Consider the following 22853-nt stretch of genomic DNA (forward strand, 5'->3'; position numbering starts at 1 on the left):
GGTCAGTCTCGCCTTCGGTTTTCGACTAGTGAGGAGAGCGCGGAGCGGACGTCGCCGTCCTGCGCGCTGGTGACAAGGACGCGTCCGACGGATCCGCTGTGGCGCGTGATGTCCGACGCGAGAACGGTGAGCTCGTCGGCGGTCAGCTCCGCGAGGGAAGGCGCGGGCCCGGCGGGGACGGTCTCCACCGAGCACCCGGCGGGGGCGAGTGCGGTGGCGGCGGTCAGCTGGTCCTCCGAGACGGCCCGGATCTGGCCGACGCTCCTCGCCCTGTCCGGCTGGACCTCGTTGTGCGGATCCGCGCCGTCCAGGTGGGTGCGGAAGGCCAGTTCCGCCCAGTCGGCGCCGGTCGCCCGCTCGATCAGGGCGACCAGGCCGCCGCCGGAGAGCCGGAATCCCATCTCGACCAGCACGGGTCCGTCCGGGCCCAGGATGGCGTCGATGTGGAAGGGACCCTCGCGGTAGCCGGTGGCGTCGAGGCAGGACCGCGCGAGGTCCAGGAGTTCCGGGCTGACGGTGCTGCCGTGCCGGGCGATGTGTCCGACCTCGCGGAAGCCCGCCAGGTCGGGCGCGTCGGGAATGTCCTCTATCGCGGTGAGCTTCTCGCAGACGCTCAGCAGCGTCGGCCGCCCGGCGTGGGCCACACCCTGCAGGGAGACTTCCGGCCCCTCGACGAACTCTTCCGTGACGACCCCGGCGAACTCGCCGCCGCCGTAATTGGCCAGGCTCTCGATGTACTTCAGCGCGGCCGGCCGCCGGTCCGCGCTCCGGACGAGGAGGACGCCGAGCCCTCCGCCCCCGTCGACCGGCTTGATCACCTGCGGGTAGCCGATCTCCTCGGTCTCCCCGTCGGTCTCCGCCCCCAGGAGCAGCTGACGCGGCTGGGCGAGGTGCCCGGCGACACGGCGGACGGCGGTGCGCAGCTCCTGCTTGTCCAGCGGCCGGAAGTCCTCTCCCGCCGAGGGCCAGGGCAGGGCGCGCAGCGAGCGCGCCAGGGCGAAGCCGGTGTAGACGTAGCGCTCGAACCCCGCCAGCAGCAGGGCCGGCCGCACCCCGGCGGCGGCGAGTGCCTCGCGCACCTGCTCGGGGTCCTGCGGCTCCTCGACCGCGATCTCCAGGTCGAACGGCCGGCGGCCGAGCAGCTCCCGCCAGCGCAGATACGCGGGTGTCTCGACCAGTACGGCACGGAGCGAACGCCGACGGGCGCAGTCGAGGTAGGGGTCGAGCCCGTCCCGGGTCGCGCCCAGCTGGACGAAGTCGGTACCGGTGGCAACGGTTTCCACGTCAGCGGCCCGAGAGGAGCTCGGAGACCAGCGGACCGTCGGGGGTCTGCCGGGTCTGGACCACGGCCTTGTGCGGGTCGCCGTCGAGAATGGCATCGATCAGTTCGAGGCCCTTGGACTCCGTGGAGGGCAGCCGCAGGGAGCTGCCGTAGAGCACGCGGAGCTGGCTCAGTTCGAGGCCGGTCGTCTCCTCCAGCCGGGCGGCCATCGCCTTCTCGTCCGGCTCGGCCGGCTCCAGGCTGCCGCCCAGGAGGCGGTGGATGAGCGACGTGCTCTCGACCAGCTCCGGCTGCTCGCGCTCCAGATAGTCGTCCAGCCCCAGGCCCTTCTCGGTGAACGGGGCGTAGACCATGGCGACGAGCTGGCCCTCGGTGACTCCGTACGCCTCGGCCGCGTAGCCGTTCATGGCCGTGCGCATGCGCTCGGCGGTCCCCTCACCGGAGTACCGCTCGCGCATGATGTCGACGAGCTGCGGCGGGAATTCCTTCTTGTGCATGAGCGATATCGCGAATTCGACGTACTCGGCGAGGCCCTCGGCGTACGTCTGGCCGTAGCGCCGCTCGCACTTGAGGGCACGCAGGTGTGCCATGAGCGCGGGATTTCCGCAGTCGGACTCCGTGAAGCTGAAGGCGATGTCGTCGAAGCGGAAGCCCAGGTACTCCGTCAGCAGCTCCCAGTGGTCACCGGAGGCATAGGCGGTGTCGTCGTAGATGGAGAAGAACTCCAGGCCGGTGCGCACATCCGTGGTGATGGAGTGCTCGGCGATCACGTCGTCGGCCTGGTCACCGTGGATGTCGGTGAAGTACGCCTGGGAAATGTTGTTGAGCGAGGCGAGGAATCCCTGGAAGCTGGTGCGCATTCCGCGCGGCGCCTGCAGGCCGAACTTGCGGGCGAGTCGCGAGACCCACAGGTAGTAGTCGCGCTGTTCCTGCTGCGAGTCACCGGTGATGATGAGGTCGACTCCGCCGTTGTAACCCGCCGCAAGGCCGAAAGCGTTGACCATGCTGAGGTTGCAGGCGTTGCAGAAGGTCGGCCGGGCGTCGGCCGCGGTGCGGTGACCGGTCATGAGGATGTCGGTGCGGTTCCGGTCCACGACATCGGTGGTCTGCGGCAGGTTCGCGTCGAATTCACGCACCAGCTGACCGTCGATCAGGAGGAGTTCCGCGCTGGGGTCGTTGTAGAGATGGAGAGCCTGATAGGCGCGGTCGATGTTGTCCATCACGGCCTGCGGCATTCCCGCGTGCCGGTTGGTCGCCACGCGCATGCGGAACGTCGAACCGTGGATCTGGGAGATGATGAGCTGCATGGTCCGGACGAAGGCCAGCGTGTAGGAGCTGTCCTTGCCGCCGCCGTAGGCGACCATCACGACGTTGCGGCTCAGGTTCACCCGGTCCGGGAGCGCGTTGTACAGCCGCATGCCGCACTTGACCGCTCCTTCGTAGTTCTCCTTGGACAGCACCTCACGGAGCTGTTCAAGTGCGAGGGAGTGGTCGATTTCCTGCGGTACAGCAGTGAACGTGGAGGCGCTCTGTGACATGGTGGTTCTTTTCTCGTGCAAAGGTGAGCCCATGGGCGGTGGGAACCGCAGAGGGTTCCCACGCGGTTGCGAGCCCACTGGTGAGCGCCGTGACGGCGCGTGGAACGGGTATCGGAACGGGTGTCAGTCGGTGACGGGGGAGGTCGCGCCCGGGTCGCGGATCAGCCAGTGCAGCAGCGCGCCCATGGCCGTCATGAGGACGGCGAGTACGAGCAGGATGACGCGGGCCGATACCGAGGTCCCGGCGATGCCGACCCAGGCGACGAAGAAGAGCTGCACCGCGGAGGACGCCGCGAAAACCGTGCTGAGTATCTTCCCCAGGTCGGCCGCGGGGGCGTCGCGCTGGACGAACGCCGGGAACATGATGTTGGCGCAGCTGAGGAAGAGGCCCAGCAGCACCCCGGCGGCGAGTCCCGAGCGGAAGCCGGGAGCGAGCGCGAACAGGACCGCGAACAGCCCTGTGAGCAGCAGTGCTTTGGACAGATTCGTATAGTTTCGCTCACCGAACATCCGGGAGACCAGCGCACCGGCCACCAGGGCTCCGATGCCCCAGGCGCTGTCCAGCACCCCGAACCCCGCGGCGTCGGTGCCGAGGTCGTTCTGGGCGAACGGGGCGAGCAGGGTGTTGGCGGCGGCCAGGAAGCCCACCGGGGCCACGGAGAACGCGGTCACCAGCAGCAGCTTCCGGTCCGTCTTGAGGATCGTGAAGGCCGACCGGAACTCGGCCACCAGGCCGCCCTTCGCCTCCCTGCGCGCGGGCTTGACCGCGGGGACGAGGAAGAGCAGTGCCGCCGCTCCCAGGTATGCCACTGCCGGCATCCAGAGCGCGGAACCCCCCTGGGCGTCGACGAGAACTCCGCCGATGAGCGCCCCGGCGATGGTGCCGATCTGCGTCATGATCTGCCACTGCGCGTTGGTGCGGACCAGCCGGTCGTCCACGGAGACGGCCGGCAGGAGCGCGCCGTAGCAAGGGAGCGTGATGGCGTTCCCGACACCGATGATCAAGGTGGTGACGAACAGGTGCCACATCTTCAGCTCGCCGGTCGAGGCGAACAGGGCGAGCCCGCCCGCCGCCGCCGCCCTGAGCAGCTCGGCGCACTGGGCGAGCGTCCGCCGCTCCCAGCGGTCGATCAGCACCCCTCCGTAGAGGCCGAGGGCCAGGGAGGGGAGGGCGAGCGCCCCGGCCAGGAGCGCCTGGCCCCGCGTGCCGGCGCCGCACTGCAGCGCCAGCCACGAGCTCAGGATGAAATAGGCCGCGACGCCGATGAACGACACCAGCCTGGTGCCCATGAGAGCCAGCAGAGGCCTTTTGCCGGTGGCCGAGGGCGACTCCGGCGTCACGAGAGTAGAAATATCCGGTCCTTAATCTGCTGGATTCGCTCGTAGTCGTCCAGGATGCTGTCGCGGGACTGGTGGGACATAAAGATCCGCAGGGGGCTGCTGGAGAGATCCTGGGTGGGAATGAGCTGATCCCCCGCGGACGGCTTCACAATGACCTTGAAAACCGAATCGAGGGAGCTGATGGCCGCTACCGCGTCCGCGTCGAAACCGGCGATTTTTCCGCTCAGGGAGGTCATGGCATTGTGCACCACGGCCTCCGCCAGCTTCCGGTAGGTACGCCCGGCGTATTTCCGCAGGAATTCATCGGGGTGCACTGCCGCGAGGGCGACGAGATCGGCCTGGTTGGCGTCCATGCACGAGTCGTGGAACTCCGGGTGGGAGTTGCCGTTGGTGCGCGCGGCGACCTCGACCAGCATCGGACCGTCGTCGGTCATCATGACCTCGGCATGCGCCGCGCCGAAATCGATGCGGAGCGCGTCGAGCACCGTGTAGACGTAGGACTTGAGTTCCTCGACCAGGGGGTCTTCGGGAGAGAGCAGGACGTCCTTGTCGTAGATCCGGCGGCCCGATTCCAGCATGCGCTTCTCGTAGCGCCACACACCGGTGAGGAAACGCTCGCCCCGGCAGCTCACCGCGTCCACGATGTACTCGGTGCCGTCCATGCGCTGCTGCACCAGGACTTCGGCGTTATGCCGGCCGAAGAGGTCCGCGGAGGCCTGAATGCTCTGCGCGGCGGCCAGGACCGCCGACCGGTCGGCGCAGAAGGTCACGCCGTCCGATCCCGTGGAACTGATCGGCTTCACCACGACGGGGTAGGAGTCCAGCTCGTCGGCCCAGTCGGCGAGTTCCCGGGGGTCGGCGCTCTTGAGCTGCCGGGCGCAGGGGATGCCGGCGCGGCGCAGCGTCTCGAGCATCTCGAACTTGTCGCGCCGGGCCGCGGAGTGCTCGGTGCCGTTTCCTTCCAGCCCCAGGAGCTCGCTCAGGCGGTCGGACAGCTCGACGCCCATCTCGCTGCCGGTCGCGACGCACACCGGCGACCACTGGCGCAGCTCCTTGAGCAGCACCTCCTCGTCGTCGGCGTCGAGCGACGTGACGTACGGGGAGAGATCCGGCACCGCCAGCGCGTTACGAACCGACCTGTTGCTGAACACATGGAGGACCTGTGCCCCGTGTCGCTTGAATGCCGCAGGAAGGTAATTCCCTGTCGCATAACCGTCGACGATAATTGCCGTCGGGCCGTTTTCTGCGTGCTCCACCGGTGCTTCCTAAATTGCTTGAGGGAGGGTCGATACTTGTGCGGAAATGGCGCATACTGCCGACCACTGGAATTCCTGGGCGTCACGCTACTACAGGGGTTCGGCTAAAAAAGCTCGGTGTACCGTAAAACTTCATGAACGGCATGCTTTAGTGTGGCTTCATGCTCGACATCAACAGGCTGCGGGCCCTTCACGCGGTAGCGGTCCACGGCTCCATCACCGGCGCCGCCGCGGCCCTCGGCTTCACCCCGTCGGCCGTCTCGCAACAGATCGCCAAGCTGGAACGCGAAACACACACGGCCCTGCTGGAAAGGCACGCCAGGCATGTGACCCTCACCCCGGCCGCCGAATCCCTGGTGGAGGCCGCGCGTCAGGTCATCGCCTTGCTGGAACAGGCGGAATCGAGGCTGGAGACCCAGCGGCAAGTGCCGTTCGGAACAATGAAGTTGGCGGCTTTCCCGACTGCCTGCCGGTCTTTGATCCCGCCCATGCTGGCCGAGCTCGGCCGTCTGCACCAGGGGCTCGACTGCCGTCTGCTGGAGGCCGATCCGACCAGTGCGCTGAGTCTGGTCGCCGAAGGGGAGATCGACATGGCGATCGTGCACGACTGGCACAACGTTCCCCTGATGGTCCCCGGCGGGCTGGCGACCTACGAGATCGGAGAGGACGTCGGTGACGTCCTCCTGCACGCGGACCACCCACTCGCCGACCGCCCCCTGTTGGAGGTGGGCGACCTGATGGGCCTGCGCTGGATCAGCCATTCCCCCGGAGCCATGTGTCACAGCTGGCTGGAACGCACCTTCACCGACCGGGGGCTGCCGGTCGATGTCGCCTATCACGTGGAGGAATTCCAGTCGCAAATAGCGCTTCTTTCCGCGGGAGTCGGAGCGGCACTCGTCCCCAGGCTCGGCCGGGGCCCGCTCCCCCACAATGTGCGCGCCATTCCCCTGCACCCCGCTCCGGGCCGCCGGATCTACGCGGTGTGGCGTCGGCAGGCGGGCAGCCGCCCCTCCGTCAGGGCGGCGCTGACCCTGCTGCGCGATCTGGCCGAAGGGCTCACGGGAACCGTGGTGTGATGGCGGCGTGAGCCGCGCCGCAGTGGGTGGCCGGCTCATCTTCACCACGGCCGACTGCCGCAAGACGTGCGAGACGCTGCTGGGCCGGGGCGTCGAGTCCGGCTCCGCGCAGGGTCGAGCCGAGAGCGGAACCTGAACGTTTCCGGCCAAACAGTGCCACGAACACGTCATTGGCGTGCACGGTGGATCCTTCCGCCGCGGCCTTGCTGCCAGAGTCCGGGTGCGGTGCCCGGTCGGGCACGGCTTGGAGGAACCACCTGACGCAAGGAGTTCTCCGGTGAGGAAGAAAGCCGCCACACTTCTCGCAGCCTCCGCACTCGCCGCCATGACACTCGCCGGGCAGGCGAGCGCGGCCCCTTCGAACCACGCCTCTACGGGCCACGCCTCTTCGGAACACGCCCGTTCGGAACACGCCTCGTCGGGCGTCGCCAGACAGGCGGCGGAGGCGGGGATCAGAGCGAGCCAGACGCTCTACGCGCCGTTCGCCCTGGGCCACGACCAGTCGGTGAGCTCCGACACGGCCCTGCTGGTCATGCAGTCCGACGGCAACCTCGTCATCTACGACGAGTTCGGCCGCGCCCGCTGGTCCACGGGCACCGTCGGCCAGGGCTGGACGGCCCAGTTCCAGACGGACGGCAACTTCGTCGTCTACACCCGCTCGGGCCGCGCGGTGTGGAACTCCCGCACCGCGGGCCACCCGGGTTCACGCCTGGCCGTCCAGGACGACGGCAACGTCGTGATCTACGACGGCAGCCAGGCGATCTGGTCGTCGGGCACCGCCCACTGATCCCCCGGTGGCCGGCCCCCGCACGGGGGCCGGCCACACCTGCGGCTACGCCGCGAGTTCGTACGCCTCCAGCCGCTTGATCATGCGCCGGAGGATCAGCAGCGGGATCACCCCGAAGAATCCGAACGACATGTCGATCAGCTGCCAGTAGAACGGAATTCCCCGGACCGTCCCGCAGATCAGGGCCAGCGGGACGATGGCGGCACACGCGATCATTCCGAATTCGATGACCCAGATATTGCGGACCGGGTCACGGTAGGGGCCGTAGAAGGCGACCGCGATGACCAGGTGGGCGAAGGCCAGCCAGTCCGTTCCGTACAGCACGAACGGATATTTCGCGTCGGTCGCCTCCAGCCCCTCGCGCGCCCTGCCGACCCAGTCCACCAGCCCCGGCAACTGCCCGGGCACCGGCGATCCGCCGGACCGCAACAGTTCGTCCAGCCAACGGATTTCGGTGACCAGCGGAAAAGCGGTCAGCCCACTCAGCACCAGGCCGACGATGAAGACGACCAACCACATACGAATACGGCGCCGAAGCGCTTCGTGCCCCTCCATGATCGGAGCCTATGTCCCTCCCACCGACGCTCCCGCACCGGGTCCTTCATCGGGTCGGGAAAAGGCGGCGCCCTTCTGCGTAGGTGCGGCTGTCACAGAGCGAGTAGGCACAGGGCCCGCCGCGCCCGGCGGTACGCGGATATCTCGTTGTAGGGCCGGCCCCGCCTGTCCTACGATCACCCGTATGTCGTTGCGTGTTCGTATGCGTCAAGCGCTGCCGGAAGCAATGCGCGCCCGTGACAAGGTCACGGTGAGGGTCCTGCGCTCGGCTCTCGCCGCGCTGGACAACGCCGAGGCGGTGCCCGTGGCCGAATCGGAACTGCGCGGTGTGGCCCTGGAGCATTCACCTGTCGGCGCCGGTGCCGCCGAAGTCGCGCGCCGTGAGCTCAACGAGCACAACATCGTGGACATCGTACGAGCCGAGGCGAAGGAACGGCTCGACGCGGCAGCGGAGTTGACGTCCCTCGCACACACCGACCGGGCCACCGAGCTCCGCGCGGAGGCCGCAGTGCTGTTCCGATTCCTCGACGACGCCATCTGACCGCCGCCCCTCGCAGGAAGGGAACATGCGACAGCCCCCGCCCGAAGGCAGGGGCTCCAGCGGCCGCAGGGCAGCCCGGTCTAACAGGGCGGTCGCCGCTGCGCGTTGAGGAATCGCGTCGGCCCCTACACCACCAACGACAGCAGCAGCACGAATCCCAGGGACACCACCGAGATCACCGTCTCCATCAGTGACCACGTCTTGATCGTCTGGCCGACGTCCATGCCGAAGTACTCCTTCACCATCCAGAAGCCCGCGTCGTTCACATGGCTGAAGAAGAGCGAGCCCGCGCCGACGGCCAGGACCAGGAGGGCCGTGTGGGTGGTGCTCATGTCGGCGGCGAGCGGGGTGACCAGGCCCGCGGCCGAGATCGTGGCGACGGTCGCCGAGCCCGTCGCGAGGCGGATGCCGACCGCGATCAGCCAGGCCAGCAGGAGCGCGGGGACGGACCAGTCCTGGGAGATGTCGAGGATCATGCGGCCGACGCCGACGTCGATCAGGGTCTGCTTGAAGCCGCCGCCCGCGCCGACGATCAGCAGGATGCCGGCGATGGGGATCAGCGACTTCTCTACGGTCGTGGCCAGCCGGTCCCGGCCGAAGCCGGCGGCGCGGCCGAGGGTGAACAGGCCCACGAGCACGGCGGCGAGCAGGGCGATCAGCGGCGAGCCTATGACGTCGGTGACGCGCTGGACGTGGTCCTTCGGGTCGTCGACGACGATGTCGACGAGCGCCTTGGCCAGCATCAGTACGACGGGCAGCATGACCGTGCCGACGGTGGCGGCGAAGCCGGGGCGGCGTTCCAGCTCCTCCGAGGGGCGCTGCGGGATCAGCTTCTCGGGCGGCGCGATGTCCACCCAGCGGGCGGCGAAGCGGGAGAAGAGCGGCCCCGCGATCACGGCGGTCGGCACGGCGACGAGCACGCCGAAGGCCAGGGTCACACCGAGGTTGGCACCGATGGCGTCGATCGCGGCGAGCGGCCCGGGGTGCGGCGGCACCAGGCCGTGCATCACGGACAGCCCGGCCAGCGCGGGGATGCCGATGCGCATGAGGGAGAAGTTGCCGCGCTTGGCGACCAGCAGCACCACGGGGATCAGCAGCACGATCCCGACCTCGAAGAAGAGCGGCAGCCCGATGATCCCCGCGATCAGCACCATCGCCCAGGGCATGGTCCGGTCGCTCGCGCGGGCGAGGATCGTGTCCACGATCTGGTCGGCGCCGCCGGAGTCGGCGAGCAGCTTGCCCAGGATCGCGCCGAGCGCGATCAGGACGCCGACGCCCGCGACGGTCGCGCCGAGCCCGTTGGTGAAGCTGGTGACGACCTTGTCCAGCGGGGCGCCCGCGGTCGCGCCGAGCAGCAGCGAGCCGATGGTCAGGGCCAGAAAGGCGTGCAGCTTCAGGCGGGTGATGAGGAGGACGATGACGGCGATGCCGACGACTACGGCGATCCCGAGCTGTGCGTGACCCGCCGAAGTGATCGGTCCGGCGGGGGCCGCGGCCAGCATCTCGACGCTGAGAGTGCTCACGGGGCTTCCTAAAGGGGTGGGAGGGGGATGCGGGGGGCTACAGCCGCCGCAGTGCGGCGGTCGCGCGCTCGGCGACGGCCTCGGGCGCGGGCTCGACGTCCACGACGACGCCCGCCTCGTCCGCTTCGAGCGGCTCCAGGGCCGCGAACTGCGAGTCCAGGAGCCGGCCCGTCATGAAGTGGCCCTTGCGGGCGGCCATCCGCCCGGCGATCAGCGCGCGGTCGCCACTGAGGTGGAGGAAGACGATGCCGGGGGCGGCCGCGCGCAGCCGGTCCCGGTAGGCCCGCTTGAGGGCGGAGCAGCTGACGACACCGCCCAGCCCGGCGCGGCTGTGCGCCCAGGCCCCGACGGCGTCCAGCCAGGGAGCGCGGTCGGCGTCGTCCAGCGGGACGCCGGACGACATCTTGGCGATGTTGGCGGCCGGGTGGAAGTCGTCACCCTCGGCGTAGGGGACGCCGAGGGCGTCCGCCACCAGGGGGCCGATCGTGGTCTTGCCCGTGCCGGACACTCCCATGACGGCCACGACGTGGGGGGCGTGGGGGGCCTGCATCGCTACCTCGCTGTCTTCGGCGACCTCGACGCCATCGGCGACGCGGCCCACTCAAACTCATTGGTACGACGTATTCAAGCCCCTGTGACCTAAAAGTCATACTTAATTGCCGGTCCTCGCGAACCGTAGGCTGACCCTATGGAAAACCAGGGGCAGGGGCTGCACGCGCGCGTGCTGGAATCCCTCGGGCCCGCGATCACGGCAGGCGAGTACGCACCGGGCACGGTCCTGCGGACCGACGAGCTGGAGGAGCGGTTCGAGGTCTCGCGCACGGTCATCCGCGAGGCGGTCCGCGTCCTGGAGTCCATGCGGCTGGTCACCTCGCGGCGCCGCGTCGGCGTGACCGTACTCCCCACCGAGGAGTGGAACGTCTACGACCCGCGGGTCATCCGCTGGCGGCTCGCCGGCGCCGACCGGCCGCGCCAGCTCCGCTCGCTCACCGTGCTGCGCTCGGCCGTGGAGCCCGTCGCGGCCGGTCTCGCCGCCCGCCTCGCCACCCCGGCGCAGTGCGCCGAACTCACCGAGCACGCCCTGGGCATGGTCGCCACCTCGCGCGGCCAGCAGCTGGACCGCTATCTGGTGCACGACGTCGCCTTCCACCGCGTGATCCTGCGCTCCTCGGGCAACGAGATGTTCGCGCGCCTCGGTGACGTCGTCGCCGAGGTCCTCACCGGCCGCACCCGGCACGAGGTGATGTTCACCGACCCCGACCCGGCGGCGGTGACCCTGCACGTACGCGTCGCGGAGGCGGTGCGCGAACACGACCCGGTCCGGGCCGAGGCCCTCACCCGCGAGATCACGGCGGGCGCGATGGCGGAGCTGGACGTCCTGGCTCCGTAAAACCCCACAGCCAGCCGTGCTGTAAAAGGGTCCGGCGGGGCGACCGCCCCGCCGGACCCGCGCGCACCGCCGCCCGTTCGTCAGCGCCGCGCCTCGGTGACTGCGGCCGGCGCCGGCTGCTGCCACCCGCCCGCCGGGACGGCGGCCGCGGCCCGCGGCGCCGTGCGGCGCGTGGCGACCAGGGCCAGGACGAGGATGGCCACGCCGCAGGCGGTGACGATCCAGTACCCCGGGCGCACCGCCTGCGCGTAGCCCGTACCGCCGTCGCGCAGCCCGGTGGTGAGCACCGCGCCGAGCACCGCGACGCCCAGCGCCTGGCCGAACTGCCGGCCGGTGGAGACGATCGCCGCGGCCACCCCCGCCTGCTCCTTGGGCATGCCGGCCATGGCGGCGTTGGTGATGGGCGTGTTGGCGAGCCCGGCGCCGATGCCGATCAGGACGTACGCGGTGAAGAGCAGCCCGTCGGTCGTGAAGGCGGCACCGGCGGCGAGCAGCGCCCCGCCCGCGGTGGTGGCGGCACCGGCGAGCAGCAGCGGCAGCCGGGGGCCGCGGCCGGCGGTCAGCCGCCCGGAGAGCGGCGAGGTGACGATGTTCATGACGGCCATGGGCAGCATGTAGAGGCCGGCGTGCAGGGCGGACATGCCGCGGTTGTTCTGGAGGTAGAGGGTGTTGAGGAAGAGGAAGCCGCCGAGCACGAAGAACGAGCACACCGCCATGACGCTCGCCCCGCTGAACGCGGCGCTGCGGAACACCCGCAGTTCCACGAGGGGTTCGACGCGCCGCTTCTCGTAGGCGACGAGGGCGATGAGCGCGACCGGCGCGGCGATCGCGCAGGCGAGGGTGCGCGGCGCGGTCCAGCCGGTGCCGGGGCCCTCGATGATGGCGTACGTCAGGCTGCCCAGCAGCACCATGACCAGGATCTGCCCCACGGGGTCCACCCGGCGGGGCCGGGGTGCGCGCGACTCGGGCACGTAGCGCGCGGCGCAGATCAGCGCGGCGAGGCCGATCGGCAGGTTGATCCAGAAGATCGACCGCCAGCCGATGCCCTGGACGAGCGCCCCGCCCACCATCGGGCCCAGCGCCATCGCCACGCCCATCACCGCGCCCCAGACGCCGATCGCCTTGGCGCGCTCGCGCGGTTCGGTGAAGGTGTTGGTGATGATGGACATGGCCACCGGGTTGAGCATCGAGGCGCCGACCGCCTGGAGTACGCGGAAGCCGATGAGCCAGTTCAGGCCGGGCGCCAGTCCGCAGAGCAGCGATCCGAGGGTGAAGAGGGCCAGGCCGGTCCGGAAGACGCGGCGGCGGCCGAGCCGGTCCGCGGCGGATCCTGCGAGCATCAACAGTGCGGCCAGCACGATGAGATACGCGTCGGTGGTCCACTGGAGCCCCGACAGCGAGCTGTGCAGGTCGCGCTGCATCGCGGGCAGCGCCACGTTGAGCACCGTGTTGTTGAGGTTGCCGATGAAGACGCTCGTGCAGCAGACCGCCAGGACGAGAGTCCGTCCTCTACGGGTGAGTTCAGCCTGAGTGGACATGGTCTGTCCACCGTCCTCTCTCCGGGGGCCTCGCGCCCCGTCGTCGCCGGGTCCGCGGATCGCCGCGGTGCGCCCAGCCTGCCGCCGGAGCACAGTTGGCGGGGAGACCCGGCCAAGAGGGGCCCTGACAGGGCCCCCTTCCCCCGCACCGGTCAATGCATAATGCATTTATGGGTCATGCGCCGGAGGGGACCACAACCGGACTGGGCGATTTCCTGCGGAGCCGGCGGGGCCGGGTCACCCCGCAGCAGGCGGGCCTGCCCCCGTCGGCGGGCCGCCGGCGCACCGTCGGGCTGCGGCGCGAGGAGGTCGCGATCCTCGCGGGCGTCAGCATCGAGTACTACCGGCGCCTGGAGCAGGGCAAGCAGCAACGGCCCAGCCCCGCGGTCCTGGAGGCCATCGCGCGGGTCCTCGGCCTCACCGAGGACGAGCGGCGCCACCTCGCGGCGCTCGGGCGGCGCGGCACACCGGCGCCCGGGGCCCGGCCGGGCGAGGCGCACCGCACGGTCCGCGACGACGTACGCCGCATGCCCGGCATCGCCCACCCCTACCCGGCCTGCCTGCTGAGCCGTTCAAGCGGACTACTGGTCGCCAACCGGCCAGGCCTCCGCCTCTTCCCCGGCATCGAGGACTGGCCCGAGCCGGAGCGCAACACCGCGCGCTACGCCTTTCTGCACCCCACCGCCCGTGCCCTGTACGAGAATTGGGACGACGTGGCCCACGGCGTCGTCGCCCATCTGCGCGCCGCGGTCGTCGTGCACCCGGGCGCGCCGGACATCACCGAGGTCGTCGACGAACTCACGGCGCAGAGCCCGGAATTCGCCGCATTGTGGCAGCGCTACGACGTGCAGGCGCGCACCAACGGGCGCAAGGTGCACCGCCACCCGGCGGTGGGGCTGATGACCCTGACGTACGAGGCCTTCGACGTGGCGCGCAGCGACGGCCAGCGGCTCGTCGTCTATCAGGCCCCGCCGGGCACGCCCGACCACGAGGCCATGCTGCGCCTGTCGGACTGACCTCACGGCATTATCGAAATCCTGAAATCACCGGCCGCCAATTTCCACGGGGGTTCCTCAACGAGCCGTATCCATGCATCAGTTGACGGAATTTTGACTATTCCCATCGTCACGCGGGGGCCACCTACGGCCTGTGTTAGCGTCATTTTCATGACGAATTCAATTCCCGAATCCACGGAGCGTTTCGGCAAGTTCGCGGAATTCTATGACCGGGTCCGTCCGAAGCCGCCCCAGGAGCTGGCGGATCTGCTGCGGCAGTGGTCCGGGGCCGAGAACCCGTCGGTGGTCGACCTCGGCTGCGGCACCGGTCTGTCGTCCACCATCTGGCCCGAGGTGACCGGGGTGGAGCCCTCGGCCGAGATGCGGGCCGTCGCCGCCCGGCGCGGTATCAAGGTCGTCGAGGGGACCGGCGAGGAGACCGGGCTGCCGGACGCCTGCGCGGACATCGTGACCGTGAGCCACGCCCTGCACTGGTTCGACCCGGCCCGCGCCTTCCCGGAGATCGCCCGCATCATGCGGCCCGGCGCGGTGCTGGCGGCCTTCGACTTCGACTGGCCGCCGGCCGTCGACCCCGAGGTCGACGCCGCCTACCGCGAGTTCGAGGCGACCCACACCGCGCTGGAGCGGGAGCGCGGCCTGCGCCCCACCTTCCTCGCCAAGAGCGAGCACCTCGGGCGGCTGCGCGACAGCGGCCTCTTCCGGCACGTCAACGAGGTGTGCCTGCACATGAAGGAGACCGGCGGCGCCGACCGCTTCGTCGACTTCGCGGCGAGCCAGGGCGGCATCCCCGCCCTCCGCGAGCAGGGTGTCGACGAGGACGCGCTGGGCCTCACCCGGCTGCGCGAGGTCGCCGGGCGCCGGATGACCGACCGGTCGACGTGGTGGTGGACCTGCCGCGTCCGCCTCGCGACGCGCTGATCCGCCGCGCGGCACCGTACGCGTACGGGGAGGGGAGGAATCACCCGTGGGACGCCTTGTGATGCCCGAGTGCCAGGGGTATCCGCGACTGGCCGAGATCGTCCGCCGCTGCCCCGGCAGCGAGGCGATCGAGATCTTCACCGATCCGTGCACCATTCCGTCGCGGCTCGCCGAGCGCATCCGCGGAGCCCGTACCGTCGTGCACTTCTTCCGCGGCCGGCCGCTGGACACCGGGGTGCTGCTGGCGGAGCGGCCCCGCGAGGTCGTGGTCGCGGGGCCGGTCGGCCGGGCGGTGGACGTCGAGGCGGCCCGGTCCGCAGGGATCGCGGTCTACGAGACCCCGGGCCTCGCCGCGGACTCCGTGGCCGAGTTCACGCTGACCATGCTGCTCGCGCTGGCCCACCGGGTGCCGACGGCCGTCGGCTCCGCGCGGGGCTGGCGGCCGGCCGCCGGGCGCGACCTGTCCGGGCAACTGCTGGGGGTCGTCGGCTGGGGGCGCATCGGCTCCCGGGTGGCCCGCCTCGCACAGGGCATCGGCATGCGGGTCGCCGCCTGGTCGCCGTCCCTGGACGAGGCCACGGCCCGCGCGGCCGGAGTCGCCCTCATGCCCCTCGACACCCTGCTGAGCGGCGCGGACGCGGTGAGCCTGCACCTGCGGGCCACACCGGGGAACCGGGAGATCGTCGACGCGCGCCGGCTCGCCCTGCTCGGCCCCCGGACGCTGCTGGTCAACACCGCACGCGCGTCGCTGATCGACATGGCCGAGCTGCGCCGGCGCCTCGCCGACGGGCTCCTCGGCGGGGTGGCGCTCGACGTCTTCGACATCGAGCCGCTGCCCGCCGGCGACCTCCTGCGCGACCACCCGGACGCGCTGGTCACACCGCACATGGCGTGGATGACCGACGACGCCGTCGGGCGCTTCCTGGCCGGGGCCGTCGCGTTCGCCACGTCGGACGACCGCGGGGAGGGGCGAGTACGGCGGGTGGGCTGAGTCTCCGGCGCACGGCTTCCGGCGGTGGATCGTCGCCTCCCCCAGCTACCTCCCCCAGACTCCGTCCGGGGGAGGTAGCTGGGGGAGTTTGAGGACAACGCGCGAAGCGTGTTGCGGGGTCTGGGGCGCAGCCCCCCCACGCGGCGGAGCCGCATATCAGACGCAGCCGGGAAGGGGCGGGGCAGGGGAAACGAAGCCCCCACCGGGCCCGCACCCGAAGCACAAGACCAGCCTCCGACAGGCCCCCCTCAGGACGCCCCCTCCCGCACCGCCCGGAGCGCCCCCGCCCCCGGCGGCCATCGCTCGAACCACCGCTGGTCCGCCTCCAGTTGCGCGGCCAGCGAGATGAGCAGCGGTTCGCCGGAGGCCGGGCCGAGCAGTTGCGCCCCCAGCGGCAGCCCGTCGGCCGTGAACCCCGCAGGCACGCTCACCCCCGGCCACCCCAGGACGTTCCACGGCCAGGCGTACGGGCACGCCGCGATCGTCCGTGCGTCCGTCTCCCGGCTGGAGAGGCCGTCCAGCGCGCCGATCCGTGGCGGCGGCACGGCCGTCGTCGGCGTCAGGACCACGTCGAAGCGCCCGAAGATCTCGCCGACCCGGCGGCGCAGCGGCCCCTCCGCCGCCCGCGCGGCCCGCAGGACGGGGCCGCCGAGCAGCAGCCCGTTCCGCGCGTTCACGTGCGTGCGGGGATCGAGCAGCGTACGGTCGGGCGCCCGCTTGGCCCAGTCGCGGATACCGGCCATCGAGCGCGGCACGAAGCTCAGCCCGACCAGCCCGTAGCGCGGGTCCTCCTCGACCACGTCGTGCCCCAGCGCCGCCAGCCGCCCGGCGACCCGCAGCGTGGCCTCCCGTACGGCCGGGTCGAGCCACTGCCGTGCCACCGCGTACGCGGGCCGGAAGGACAGCGCGATCCGCAGCCGCCGCGGCTCCCGTCCCGCCGCCGCGAGCAGCCCGACGGAGGGCGGCCGGTGCAGGTCACCGCGGTGCGAGCCGCTCACCACGTGCAGCAGCAGCGCCGCGTCCGCGACCGTACGGGCCAGCGGGCCGTGGCTGGTGATGCCGTGGAACGCCTCCGGTTCCGGCCAGGTCGAGACCCGGCCGCGCTGCGGCTTGATGCCGATCAGGTGCGTCCAGGCCGCCGGGATGCGCAGGGATCCGGCGCCGTCCGAGCCCAGCGCGGCCGGCACCAGGCCCGCGGCGACGGCCGCCGCGGCCCCGCCGGACGAACCGCCGGGTGTGTGCCGCGTGTTCCACGGGTTGCGGGTGGCGCCGAAGGCGGGGCCCTCCGTGACGGGGAACTGGCCCAGTTCCGGAGCGTTCGTCTTGCCCACGATCACCGCGCCCGCCGCGCGCAGCCTGCGTACGGCCTCGCTGTCCGCGGCCCGCGGCGGGAAGCGGCCCGCGCAGCCGAACGCCGTCGGCAGCCCGGCCACGTCCATGTCGTCCTTCACCGCCAGCGGCACGCCCAGCAGCGGGGCCCGCTCCCCCGCGGCCAGCCGCCGGTCCGCCGCGTCGGCCTCGGCGAGCGCGGCCTCGGCCCGTAAGCGCCGGAAGGCGTTCAGTACGGGTTGTGTCTCCTCGATCCGCCGCAGGGCCTCCTCCACGAGCGCGCGCGAGGTGACGTCACCCGCGGCCAGCGCACGAACTGTTCCGGTGAGCCCGGAGGGTGTCCGTTCCATGATGTGTTCCCCTTCCCCCGTTCGAACACAAGCTACTGGCAAGTGAGTTGAATGTGCACCCATCGGACATGGAATCGGCGCAGGGGGGTCTCCTGGGGCTCTCCCCACCCTTAGGGGAATGGCTGGCCGGATGGGCAAGTCCCCTCCCGCGCAGCAGGCTTCCCCCCATGCGACCGATGACCCGTAAGGCTCTCCTGACCACGCTCTCCGCGACCGCCCTGGCCGCCACGCTGACCGCTCCCGCCCACGCCGCCGCGCAGGCCCCGCAACTCGCCTGGCAGCCCTGCGCGGAGAAGGACGGCCGCGAGTGCGCCACCCTTCAAGTGCCGCTGGACTACAGCGACCCCGACGGCCCGACCGCCGACATCGCCGTGTCCCGCCTGCGCAGCGACCACCCGCAGGCGCGGCGCGGCACCCTGCTCCTGATACCCGGCGGCCCCGGCGGCTCGGGGCGTGCGTGGCTGGCCGGGACGGGCAAGCGGCTGCGTACGGAGACCGGTGGCGCGTACGACATCGTCAGCCTCGACCCGCGCGGCACCGGCGACAGCACCCAGGCCGACTGCGGCATCCCCGAGGACGACCGGCGGCTGGTCGACTTCCGCCCCTGGCCCGGCAGCGACGGGGACATCAGCGCCACCGTCGCCCGCGCCCGCCGAATCGCCGACGCGTGCGCCCGCAACGGCGGCGCGCTCGTGCGCAGCCTCTCCACCGCCAACGAGGTCCGCGACATCGACCGCTTCCGCCAGGCCCTGGGCGAGGAGAAGCTGTCGGCCTGGGGCGTCTCTTACGGTACGTACGTGGGCGCCGTCTACGCGCAGAAGTACCCCCGGCACACCGACCGCTGGGTCCTCGACAGCAGCGGCGACCCCGACCCGGAGCGGGTGGAGCGCGGCTGGCTCGCGAACATGTCCCGCGGCGCCGACGACCGCTTCCCCGACTTCGCCGCCTGGGCGTCCGACCCCGCGCGCGGCGCGGACCGGCTGGCCGCGAAGGCGGCGGACGTACGGCCGATGTTCCTCGCGCTGGCTGCCGAACTCGACCGTACGCCACGGAAGTTCGCCGACACGGGTCATGAGCTGACCGGGAACCTCCTGCGGCAGGTCATGCAGAACAGCCTCTACTCCGACGCGGCGTTCCCGAAGCTCGCCGACCTCATCCGCGCCGCCCGCGGCACCGGCCCCCTCACCGTCCCCGACCCGATGCCGAAGCCCCTCTCCCAGGCCGACGCCGCCGTCGCCACCGGCGTCCTGTGCAACGACGTCGCCAACTGGCCCCGTTCGGTCGCCGCCTACACCCGCGCCGTCGCCGCGGACCGCGCCCGGCACCCCCTCACGGCGGGCATGCCGGCGGGCATCACCCCCTGCTCCTTCTGGAAGACCCCACCGACCGAGAAGCCGACCCGCATCACACCGGACGGCCCGTCCAACGTCCTGATGATCCAGAACCTGCGCGATCCCGCGACGCCGTACGCGGGCGCCCTGAAGATGCGGGCCGCCTTCGGCGGGCGGGCTCGGATGGTGACGGTGGACGGGGGTGGGCATGGGGTCTATCTGGACGGCGGCAATGCGTGTGGGGATGCGGCGGTGACGAGGTTCTTGGTGCGGGGGGATCGGGCGGGGGATGTGGTTTGTGCGGCGGGGTGAGGCGTGCGCCTTTGTATGCGGGTGCGCCTTTGTATGCGGGTGCGCCTTTGCCTGCGGTTCGTTGCGCCTGCGGGCTCGTTGCGCCTGCGGCGGGCGGCCTCAAACGCCGGCCGGGCTGGGTTGTGGCTGGACCGGGGGTGTGACCTCCGGGCTGAGGACCTGGAACGCGGTGCATGGCACTGCCATACGCATTGAGTGCCGTGACAACGCACCGCGTTCCAGAACCTCACCCTCCGGCCCCACCCCCTCCGCCGGTGGGTACGTTCACGGCCGGTGGGTGCGTAGACCGTCGGGGGGCGTCTCTCTTTTTCGCCGGGTGCGCCGTTCTTTCAGCCCGTCCGGCGTTTGAGGACGCGCCCGAAGGGCGCCCCGCCGCAGACGCCAAACTGGCCCGCAGCTCGGGGGCTGGGGCAGCGCCCCCCACACGGCGGAGCCGCAGATCAGATGCAGCCGGGAAGGGGCGGGGTGGGGGAAAGAGCCCGCCGCAGGCGCTGACGGGCCCGCAGCTCGGGGCTGGGGCAGCGCCCCCCCCACGTGGCGGAGCCCCACATCAGACGCAGCCAGGAAGCAGCGGGCCAGCGGAAAAGCCCGCCGCTGGGGGCACCTCCCAACGGTAGCCGGGGGAGACACACCCCCCTCAAGCCGAGAGCGCCTCCCACTCCTCCTCCGGGACCGACGCCGCCGCCAGCTCGTCGAGGGATACGTCGAGCGCCGCGGCCAGGGCCACCACCGTGAAGAAGGCCGGGGTCGGCGCGCGGCCGGTTTCGATCTTGCGGAGGGTTTCCGCGGAGACGCCCGCCGCCGCGGCGATCTCCACCATGCTGCGGTCGCCGCGCGTACGGCGCAGGAGCGCGCCGAAGCGTTCGCCGCGTTCGCGTTCCCAGGGAGTCAAAGGAGTTCTCACCATGACCGTGATACTAATACCGGTATAGAAATAACGCTTCGTCAGGAACGACGAGACGGCAGCGACAGCCGAGACGGCAAAGACCCCACAGAACGAGGAGCCGCACGGACATGGTGGAGATCAAGACCGACGAGGCGCTGGACGCCATGCGCGAGGCGGGGCGCGTCGTGGCCCACGCGCTGGCCGCCGTGCGGAAGGCGGCGGGCGTCGGGGTGTCCCTGCGCGAGCTGGACGGAGCGGCCCGCGCGGTCCTGCGCGAGGCCGGGGCGGACTCGCCCTTCCTCGGCTACCGGCCGTCGTTCGCGCCCACCCCCTTCCCGGCGGTGATCTGCGCGTCGGTGAACGACGCGGTCGTGCACGGCGTCCCCACGGACTACCGGCTGCGGGACGGCGACCTGGTCAGTATCGACTGCGGCGCGCGGCTCGACGGGTGGACGGGCGACGCCGCGATCACCTTCACGGTCGGCACGCCCCGGCCCGGCGACCTCGAACTGATCGACGCCACCCAGCGGGCCCTCGACGCCGGCATAGCCGCCGCCGTCCCCGGCAACCGCATGGGCGACATCGCGCACGCCATCGGCACGGTCGCCCAGGCGGCCCGCTGCGGCATGCCCGCCGACTTCGGCGGGCACGGCATCGGCCGTGCCATGCACGAGGACCCCCCGGTCCCCAACCGCGGCCGCCCCGGCCGCGGCTTCCCCCTCCGCCACGGCCTGGTCCTGGCGATAGAGCCCATGCTCATGGCGGGCGGCCGCGACAGCTACCGCACGGGCGACGACGGCTGGACCCTCTTCACGACGGACGGCAGCCGGGCGGCCCACATCGAGCACACGGTCGCCATCACGGACGAGGGCCCGCGCATCCTGACGCTGCCGTGATCGGGTACGGCCGGCGCCGGCCGTCCGGCGGCTGAGGCCGCACCCATGGAACGCACCCGGGAAGCGCCTCGCGGGCAGGCGAGCGGTCCGATGGGACGGACACGCCCTGGCAGGCCCCCGCGCGCCCCCGGGTGGAGGCATACGGCTCAGCGGGTGGGGCAGCCTCGCCTGGCGATCCGGAGTACCGGTCACCGTTCCCGTTCAGGAGTGCCTCTGTGAAGATCATCCGCCGTGCCGCCACCATCGCGGCCCTCACCCTGGGAGCCATCGTCCTGGCCGCTCCCGCCCATGCCCTGGCCGCCGACCACGCGGCCGACGACAGCGGCGTCACCGACGCCCTCTTCACGACCGTCGCGTCCGTCGTCCAAACCCTGGCGTCGGCGACCTAGTCAGCGCCCGGGGGCGAGCGGCAAGGCTCCCGGGTACGCCCTAACTCGCCGGCGTCATCGTCTTCTTCGCCGTCTCGTACGCCGGCAGCATCTCCTGGTACTCCTGCGTGTCGAACCCGCCGAGGTGGAAGACCATGACGCCCTTCGGCGTCGTCACCGCGAGGGCGCGTTCCTGCTTGGGTCCGTCCGAGAGGATGCTGTCGACCTTGTAGAGGACCTCGGCCGCGGGCAGTTCGCCGGCCTTGGTCTCGGTGTATTCCTGGTCCTTGACCTTCTTCTCCTCGGACATGAACGCCTCCAGGACCTGGCGCGGCGTCTTGTCGTTCATGGCGTCCGCGGTCCACACGCGGATGAAGCCGATGTTGCCCGCCGGCTTCGCGCTGAGTTCGAGGGCGCCCCGGAAGGTCTTGTGACCCGAGAACTTGCCGAGCAGTTCGCCGTCCTCGCGGGAGAGGCACGACGGCTTCCACGCCTTCGTCGCCATGAACGACACCGGGAGCTCACAGGCCGTTCCGGCGTTCCCGATCCTGGTGTCGGCCTTCTTCCACTCGCCGGAGTCCTTGGCCTTCGGAGCCGAGGAGGAACCGGACGAGGACGCGGCGGAAGGAGCCGGTGCGGAAGAAGAAGGAGCCCCCGCCGCCTCGCTCTTCTTGCCGCTCTCCTTGTCCTCCGCCGACGAGTCGGCCGACGAGCAGCCGCTGAGCACCGCGACCGTGAGCGCGGCGGTCACCGCACCCCCCATGATCTTGCGCATTGAATCCCTTTACCCCACGAATCGAACTATCCGCCCAAACCTAGCTCCGCAGGCGCCCCACCCCCAAACCCTTTTCCCCAGGTCACACCCCTCCTTACCGCGCCACGACAGCCCACTGGACTACAGTTCCCCGGTCCGAGAAGGCATACGGGGTGAAGTGGATGGCCGGGAACAACATGGGGCAGGCCCTACGGCGGCTGCCCGCCACCTACGCGTACGTCGCCGTGCTGCTCGCCACCGCCGCGTGGATGTCGAGCCAGTCGGGACGCGAGCAGGCCCGGTTCATCCGGCACAACAGCAGCAACATCCACCACCTCGAAGTCGGCAAGTGGTGGACGCTGTTCACCAGCGGGCTGGTGGTCGACGGGGTGCCCGTGCTGCTCGGGATCGCCGCCGTCGCCGCCGTGCTCGGGCTGGCGGAGTGGCGGTGGGGGACGCTGCGCGGGTTCGGGGTGTTCCTGCTGGGCCACCTCGTGGCGACCCTGCTGACCGAGGGCGCCATGTGGCTTATGCACCTCGCGCACCTGCCGGGCGTCCTGGCCAGGGCGCGTGACGTCGGGATCAGCTACGGGCTGGTGGCGACCGCCTCCTGCCTGCTCGCCCTGGGCGGGCGCCGGGCCCGCCGCTACGGGCTGCCGGCCCTCACCGCGCTGCTCACCGTCGCCTGGGTCGTCGATCACGAACTGGCCGACGCCGGGCACCTGGTGGCCCTCGGCCTCGGCGTACTCGGCGCGCGCACCGGCTGGCTGCGGGACCGGGCCCGGAACGCGACCAGGCGCGCGACGCCCGGCGCGCGACGCGGCGCCACCCACGCTCCCCCGAGCCCCACCGGGACCACGGTCAGCGGATAACTG

Annotated in this window: 23 protein-coding genes; 12 read left to right on the plus strand and 11 right to left on the minus strand. The window is 71.2% G+C overall.

Annotated features, from left to right (window positions below; translation table 11 throughout):
- Positions 1-2 precede the first annotated feature (2 nt).
- From AB0435_RS20100 to AB0435_RS20115, 4 genes are all read right to left on the minus strand, one after another.
- Entirely contained in the window at positions 3-1283 is a 1281-nt protein-coding gene (locus AB0435_RS20100) for an ATP-grasp domain-containing protein (RefSeq protein ID WP_366005642.1), read from the minus strand.
- Between the two features lies 1 nt (position 1284).
- On the minus strand, positions 1285-2820 hold the full coding sequence (locus AB0435_RS20105) for a PqqD family protein (RefSeq protein WP_366005643.1): 1536 nt from the start codon (positions 2818-2820) through the stop codon (positions 1285-1287).
- A gap of 123 nt (positions 2821-2943) precedes the next feature.
- Positions 2944-4110 (minus strand): MFS transporter, encoded by a 1167-nt coding sequence (locus tag AB0435_RS20110; RefSeq protein ID WP_366005644.1) that lies wholly within the window; start codon positions 4108-4110, stop codon positions 2944-2946.
- Positions 4111-4157: 47 nt separating this feature from the next.
- On the minus strand, positions 4158-5417 hold the full coding sequence (locus AB0435_RS20115; protein WP_366427578.1) for an ATP-grasp domain-containing protein: 1260 nt from the start codon (positions 5415-5417) through the stop codon (positions 4158-4160).
- A 161-nt stretch (positions 5418-5578) separates the two neighbouring features.
- Between AB0435_RS20115 and AB0435_RS20120 the strand changes: the two genes are divergently transcribed.
- The 3 genes from AB0435_RS20120 (at position 5579) to AB0435_RS20130 (ending at position 7280) form a co-directional block, all read left to right on the plus strand.
- Positions 5579-6493, plus strand: coding sequence for a LysR family transcriptional regulator (locus AB0435_RS20120; RefSeq protein WP_366005646.1), 915 nt, complete (start codon positions 5579-5581; stop codon positions 6491-6493).
- Between the two features lie 7 nt (positions 6494-6500).
- Entirely contained in the window at positions 6501-6629 is a 129-nt protein-coding gene (locus tag AB0435_RS20125; protein ID WP_366005647.1) for a hypothetical protein, read from the plus strand.
- A gap of 141 nt (positions 6630-6770) precedes the next feature.
- Complete coding sequence (locus AB0435_RS20130) at positions 6771-7280, plus strand: hypothetical protein (protein WP_366005648.1); 510 nt, start codon at positions 6771-6773, stop codon at positions 7278-7280.
- Between the two features lie 45 nt (positions 7281-7325).
- On the opposite strand, the gene AB0435_RS20135 is transcribed toward AB0435_RS20130, so the two are convergent.
- On the minus strand, positions 7326-7835 hold the full coding sequence (locus AB0435_RS20135; RefSeq protein ID WP_366005649.1) for a hypothetical protein: 510 nt from the start codon (positions 7833-7835) through the stop codon (positions 7326-7328).
- Between the two features lie 226 nt (positions 7836-8061).
- On the opposite strand from AB0435_RS20135, the gene AB0435_RS20140 reads away from it, so the two are divergent.
- Positions 8062-8376, plus strand: a complete 315-nt coding sequence (locus tag AB0435_RS20140; RefSeq protein WP_366427601.1) for a hypothetical protein — start codon at positions 8062-8064, stop codon at positions 8374-8376.
- Between the two features lie 125 nt (positions 8377-8501).
- Here AB0435_RS20140 and AB0435_RS20145 read toward each other — a convergent pair whose 3' ends face one another.
- Complete coding sequence (locus AB0435_RS20145) at positions 8502-9899, minus strand: gluconate:H+ symporter (RefSeq protein WP_366427579.1); 1398 nt, start codon at positions 9897-9899, stop codon at positions 8502-8504.
- Between the two features lie 37 nt (positions 9900-9936).
- Entirely contained in the window at positions 9937-10449 is a 513-nt protein-coding gene (locus AB0435_RS20150; protein WP_366005678.1) for a gluconokinase, read from the minus strand.
- A 138-nt stretch (positions 10450-10587) separates the two neighbouring features.
- Between AB0435_RS20150 and AB0435_RS20155 the strand changes: the two genes are divergently transcribed.
- On the plus strand, positions 10588-11289 hold the full coding sequence (locus AB0435_RS20155) for a FadR/GntR family transcriptional regulator (RefSeq protein ID WP_366427580.1): 702 nt from the start codon (positions 10588-10590) through the stop codon (positions 11287-11289).
- 80 nt (positions 11290-11369) lie between these two features.
- Here AB0435_RS20155 and AB0435_RS20160 read toward each other — a convergent pair whose 3' ends face one another.
- Positions 11370-12827, minus strand: coding sequence for an MFS transporter (locus AB0435_RS20160; RefSeq protein ID WP_366427581.1), 1458 nt, complete (start codon positions 12825-12827; stop codon positions 11370-11372).
- A gap of 170 nt (positions 12828-12997) precedes the next feature.
- Here AB0435_RS20160 and AB0435_RS20165 point away from each other — a divergent pair, with 170 nt between their 5' ends.
- The 3 genes from AB0435_RS20165 (at position 12998) to AB0435_RS20175 (ending at position 15752) form a co-directional block, all read left to right on the plus strand.
- A complete protein-coding gene (locus AB0435_RS20165; RefSeq protein ID WP_366005653.1) occupies positions 12998-13843 on the plus strand; it encodes a helix-turn-helix transcriptional regulator in 846 nt (281 codons plus the stop codon).
- 150 nt (positions 13844-13993) lie between these two features.
- A complete protein-coding gene (locus AB0435_RS20170; RefSeq protein WP_366427582.1) occupies positions 13994-14761 on the plus strand; it encodes a class I SAM-dependent methyltransferase in 768 nt (255 codons plus the stop codon).
- 46 nt (positions 14762-14807) lie between these two features.
- Positions 14808-15752: an NAD(P)-dependent oxidoreductase gene (locus tag AB0435_RS20175; RefSeq protein ID WP_366427583.1), complete on the plus strand. Its 945-nt coding sequence runs from the start codon at positions 14808-14810 to the stop codon at positions 15750-15752.
- Between the two features lie 248 nt (positions 15753-16000).
- Here AB0435_RS20175 and AB0435_RS20180 read toward each other — a convergent pair whose 3' ends face one another.
- Positions 16001-17431, minus strand: a complete 1431-nt coding sequence (locus tag AB0435_RS20180; protein ID WP_366427584.1) for an amidase — start codon at positions 17429-17431, stop codon at positions 16001-16003.
- A gap of 167 nt (positions 17432-17598) precedes the next feature.
- Between AB0435_RS20180 and AB0435_RS20185 the strand changes: the two genes are divergently transcribed.
- Positions 17599-19074 (plus strand): alpha/beta hydrolase, encoded by a 1476-nt coding sequence (locus AB0435_RS20185; protein ID WP_366427585.1) that lies wholly within the window; start codon positions 17599-17601, stop codon positions 19072-19074.
- A 637-nt stretch (positions 19075-19711) separates the two neighbouring features.
- On the opposite strand, the gene AB0435_RS20190 is transcribed toward AB0435_RS20185, so the two are convergent.
- Positions 19712-19981 carry a helix-turn-helix transcriptional regulator gene (locus AB0435_RS20190; protein ID WP_366427586.1) on the minus strand — a complete coding sequence of 90 codons (270 nt, stop codon included), beginning with the start codon at positions 19979-19981 and terminating at the stop codon, positions 19712-19714.
- A 107-nt stretch (positions 19982-20088) separates the two neighbouring features.
- Here AB0435_RS20190 and map point away from each other — a divergent pair, with 107 nt between their 5' ends.
- Together map and AB0435_RS20200 are read left to right on the plus strand one after the other, a co-directional pair.
- A complete protein-coding gene (gene map / locus AB0435_RS20195) occupies positions 20089-20856 on the plus strand; it encodes a type I methionyl aminopeptidase (RefSeq protein ID WP_366005659.1) in 768 nt (255 codons plus the stop codon).
- 215 nt (positions 20857-21071) lie between these two features.
- Complete coding sequence (locus tag AB0435_RS20200; protein WP_366005660.1) at positions 21072-21245, plus strand: hypothetical protein; 174 nt, start codon at positions 21072-21074, stop codon at positions 21243-21245.
- Between the two features lie 40 nt (positions 21246-21285).
- Here the strand turns inward: AB0435_RS20200 and AB0435_RS20205 are convergent, their stop codons facing one another.
- On the minus strand, positions 21286-21999 hold the full coding sequence (locus AB0435_RS20205; protein ID WP_366427587.1) for a lipoprotein: 714 nt from the start codon (positions 21997-21999) through the stop codon (positions 21286-21288).
- Positions 22000-22160: 161 nt separating this feature from the next.
- On the opposite strand from AB0435_RS20205, the gene AB0435_RS20210 reads away from it, so the two are divergent.
- A complete protein-coding gene (locus AB0435_RS20210) occupies positions 22161-22850 on the plus strand; it encodes a rhomboid-like protein (RefSeq protein ID WP_366427588.1) in 690 nt (229 codons plus the stop codon).
- Positions 22851-22853 lie beyond the last annotated feature (3 nt).

The sequence above is a fragment of the Streptomyces sp. NPDC051173 genome, from assembly GCF_040689515.1.
In the GTDB taxonomy this organism is placed as follows: Bacteria; Actinomycetota; Actinomycetes; order Streptomycetales; family Streptomycetaceae; genus Streptomyces.